The following is a 4110-nucleotide window of genomic DNA, read 5'->3' on the forward strand; positions in this document are numbered from 1 at the left end:
ATGTCCGCGATCACCGGGATCTGCGACTTGCGGGCGATGGTGGCCAGCGCGTCCGCGTCGTCCTGGGTGGGGCAGGCCACCCGGACGATCTGGCAACCGGACGCGGTCAGCTCGGCGATCTGCTGGAGCGTGGCTCCGATGTCCGACGTGCGCGTCGTCGTCATCGACTGCACCGACACCGGGGCCTCGCCCCCGACCGCCACCGGTCCGACCTGGATCCGCCGCGAGACACGGCGCTGCGCGATCGGCCGGACCGGTACCTCGGGGACGCCCGGAGGAACGGCGGTCATGACGTCACCCGTTGCTTCCGGAGACCGTCTCACGCATCGCGCGCAGCGACTCCTTCAGGGAGCCCATGGTGGCGAGCACGGCTGTCGGCTCGTAGCCGCAGTGCGCCATGCAGTTGGCGCAGCGTGGGTCCCGGCCGCGGCCGTACGCGTCCCAGTCGGTCTCCTCGATGAGTTCCCGGTAGGTGGGGACGTATCCGTCGCTCATCAGGTAGCAGGGCCTCTGCCAGCCGAAGAGGGAGTAGTTCGGGATCGCCCACGCGGTGCACGGGAAGTCGACCTTCCCCTCGAGGAAATCGAGGAACAGCGGCGAGTGGTTCAGCCGCCAGCGCCGCCGGTTGCCGCCGGCGAACGCCTTCTTGAACAGCTCCCGGGTCTGTTCGACGCCGAGGAAGTGCTCCTGGTCGGGCGCCTTCTCGTAGGCGTAGGCGGGCGAGATCATCATCTCGTCGACCTTCAGGTCGTCGTTGAGGTAGTTCAGCACCTCGATGACGGTCTGCGGGGTGTCCGTGTTGAAGAAGGTCGAATTGGTGGTGACCCGGAAGCCGTGCCGCTTGGCCTCCTTGATGGCCGTCACCGCCTCGTCGAACACCCCCTCCTTCGCCACGGACTCGTCGTGCCGCTCGCGCAGGCCGTCGATGTGCACGGCGAACGCGAAATACGGCGAAGGGGTGAACTGCTCCATCTTCTTGCGGAGCAGCATGGCGTTCGTGCACAGGAAGACGTACTTCTTCCGCGCCACCAACTGCCGGACGATTTCGTCGATCTGCGGATGCATCAGCGGCTCGCCGCCCGCGATCGACACCATCGGGGCACCGGATTCCAGGACGGCCCCCACAGCCTGGGCCACCGGCATGCGCTGCTTGAGCACTCCGGCCGGGTGCTGGATCTTTCCGCAGCCCTCGCATTTCAGATTGCACGCGAACAGCGGCTCCAGCTCCACGATCAGCGGAAACTTGTCCCGCTTGCGGAGCTTCTGTTCAAAGAGGTACGTGGCTACTTTGACGGACTGACGCAGCGGCATGGCCATCTGGCTCACCTCCGGGGGAGCATCACATTACGGTGCCACTCACAGAAAGCGGGAATCAGGGCACGAAGAACGCGGAAAGCAGATATTCCACCGCGCACCGTCCCGATACGGACGAGTTCATGTTCAGGAGCGTCCACGACCACCCGGACGGCCGCAACCGGGCGCCGGCCCGCGCGCAGGGCGCCGAGGAGCGTCGCCGCGGACTCCATGTCCACCGCGATCGCGCCGGTGGCCAGCAGGTCGGCCCGTTCCGGGCCGCGGACGACGTGTCCGGAGCCGGTGAGCGGGCCGGTGTGCACGGTGCGGCCCGGCAGCACCCTGGCCAGTTCCCGGACCAGCAGGTCGGTGCCGTTGCACACCGTGGTGCCGTGCGGGTCGCGGGTCTCCTCGGCGACGACCACGTCACCGGGGTGCATGCCGGGTGCGAGCCCCGCACAGAATCCGGTCGCGAGGACCGCCGCGTCCTGCCAGGAGGGGTCGCCGAGGACCCGGGCGACGGCCCGCTCGGCCGCCCGGGGGCCCATGCCGGTGCGCAGCACCCGCAGGGCGCCGGGCTCACCCCTGCGGCCGCCGCTGCGCAGGGCCAGCCGTTCGATGCCGAGCGCGCAGGCGATCAGCAGCGGAGCGGGGCCCGGTGTCGCACCGGCTGCCGGGGTTGCGGCCATCAGCTCCCCTTGGTCGGGAAGGGCTCTCCGTGGACGTACCGGCCGAGCGCGGTGAGCGGGAAGACCTGGCGGTAGAGGTGGTAGTTGATGGAGAAGTCCCAGGGGAAGCCGGTGCCGGTGAAGTACGGCTCGTCCCAGCTCCCGTCGGCCTTCTGGGTCTCGGCGAGCCAGGCGACGGCCCGCTCGACGGCCTTGGACTCGCGCTCACCCGCGGCGAGCAGCGCGAGCAGCGCCCAGGCGGTCTGGGACGCGGTGGAGGCTCCGCGGCCGCTCCACTCCTCGGCGTACTTGTAGGAGCGCAGGTCCTCGCCCCAGCCGCCGTCGTCGTTCTGCACGGACTCCAGCCAGGTCACGGCCCGGCGGATCGCCGGGTGTGCGGCGGGCAGTCCCGCGGCGGTGAGCGCGGGGACGACGGATCCGGTGCCGTAGACGTAGTTGACGCCCCAGCGGCCGAACCAGGAGCCGTTGTGCTCCTGCTCGGCGAGCAGCCACTCGATACCGCGCCGGGTGCGCGGGTCGTGGGCGTGGCCCTCGACGGCGAGCATCTCGACGACGTGGGCGGTGACGTCGGCGGACGGCGGGTCGATGACCTCGCCGAAGTCGCAGAACGGCAGCCGGTTGGGGAAGGGGCTGGTGTTGTCGACGTCGAAGGCGCCCCAGGCGCCGTTCTTCGACTGCATGCCGAGATTCCACTTCACGCCCCGCGCGATGGCGTTGTCGACCTGCTCCGGGTCGGGGTGCCGGACTCGGCGCAGTGCGAGGACGACCTCGGCGGTGTCGTCGATGTCGGGGTAGTTGTCGTTGTGGAACTCGAACGCCCAGCCTCCCGGGGTGAGCCGAGGCCTGCGGACGGCCCAGTCACCGGGGCGCACGACCTGCTCGCCGAGCATCCAGTCGGCTGCCTTCACCAGCTGCGGATGGTCGGCGGGCAGCCCAGCGTCCGCGAGCGCGATGGTGGCGAGGCAGGTGTCCCAGACGGGTGACTGGCACGCCTCGATCATCCGGGCGCCGTCCTCGCGCCACACGGCGTACCGGTCGAGGGATTCCAGGCCGGCGCGCAGCACGGGGTGTTCGAGGTCGTAGCCGAGCAGGTGCAGCGCGATGATCGAGTACACGGCGGGCGGCTGGATGCCGCCCCAGCATCCGTCGTTCTCCTGCCGCTCGATGATCCAGCGGGCCGCCGTGTTCATCGCGGCCCTGCGCAGGCGGCGCGGTGCGACCCGGTGGTAGGCGTGGAGCGCCCTGTCGAGGCGCTGGAAGACGCCGTCCCAGCTGGCGAGCGGGGCGAGCGGCCGGGCGGGGTTGGGGTCGCGGGAATCGGTGTGCAGCTCGTCGAGGGGGAACGGTGCGGGACGCACCGGGCGCTTCGCCGAGACCACGGTGAGCGCCACGATGGTCTGCCGGGCCCAGCAGCCGAAGTCGTAGATGTTGAGCGGGAACCACTTCGGGAAGTAGAGGAGCTCCGGCGGGAGTTCGGGCAGGTCGTCCCACTTCCACCAGCCGAAGAGGGCCAGCCAGATCCGGGTGAAGACGCGGCTCGCGGCGATGCCGCCGTGTTCGCGGATCCAGGCCGCCGCCCGTGCCATGTGGGGGTCGTCCGGGCTGTCGCCGGCGAGACGCAGCGCGACGTACGCCTCGATGGTGGTGGACAGTTCGCCGGGCCCGCCGTAGAAGGTGGCCCAGGTGCCGTCCTCGCGCTGCTCGCCGCGGATGAACAGTGCGGCGGCGCGCGTGGTCCGCTCGTCCCCGATGCCGAGGAACTGACGCAGCAGCAGGTCCTCGGCGTCCATGGTGACGTTGGTCTCGAGGTCGCCCTTCCACCAGCCCTCGGCGTCCTGCCGGGCGAGCAGGAAGTCGGTGGCGCGCCGGACGGCGCGCGTGGCGGAGTCCTGGGTCCCGGCCGCCTCCGGGGTCGTGATCGTGCTTTCGGTGGCCGAGGCTGCGCGGGGCGGTACCGCTCCGGTGCTTCCGTCGGTCGTCGCTGTCATGGCTTCCCCTTCGTGCAGTGGCTGTTCTGCTGGGTCCGCCGTCGTCACGGCGAGGCCGTCCAGGAAGGCCGTGAGGCGCAGGGCCGTCGACACCGGGTCCGGGCAGTGGAACTCGCCGCCCGCGACCCCCTCGGCGACGA

The 4110-nt window shown here is 70.7% G+C and carries 4 protein-coding genes; all 4 read right to left on the bottom strand.

Translation table 11 applies throughout. The annotated features are described in order from the left end of the window. Positions 1 to 290 (bottom strand): flavodoxin-dependent (E)-4-hydroxy-3-methylbut-2-enyl-diphosphate synthase (locus tag ACWCP6_RS37170; protein WP_450937087.1); only part of this gene is annotated, 290 nt, incomplete at its 3' end. 4 nt (positions 291 to 294) lie between these two features. Then, positions 295 to 1317, bottom strand: coding sequence for an adenosyl-hopene transferase HpnH (gene hpnH, locus ACWCP6_RS37175; protein ID WP_450937088.1), 1023 nt, complete (start codon positions 1315 to 1317; stop codon positions 295 to 297). Positions 1318 to 1322: 5 nt separating this feature from the next. Beyond that, a complete protein-coding gene (locus ACWCP6_RS37180; RefSeq protein ID WP_450937089.1) occupies positions 1323 to 1982 on the bottom strand; it encodes a phosphorylase family protein in 660 nt (219 codons plus the stop codon). Beyond that, the gene (gene shc / locus ACWCP6_RS37185) at positions 1982 to 3970 is read right to left on the bottom strand and encodes a squalene--hopene cyclase (protein WP_450937090.1); all 1989 of its coding nucleotides are present in this window, start codon (positions 3968 to 3970) and stop codon (positions 1982 to 1984) included. Before shc ends, ACWCP6_RS37180 begins: the two co-directional genes overlap by 1 nt. Positions 3971 to 4110: the final 140 nt, after the last annotated feature.

It is taken from the genome of Streptomyces sp. NPDC002004 (genome assembly GCF_053593975.1).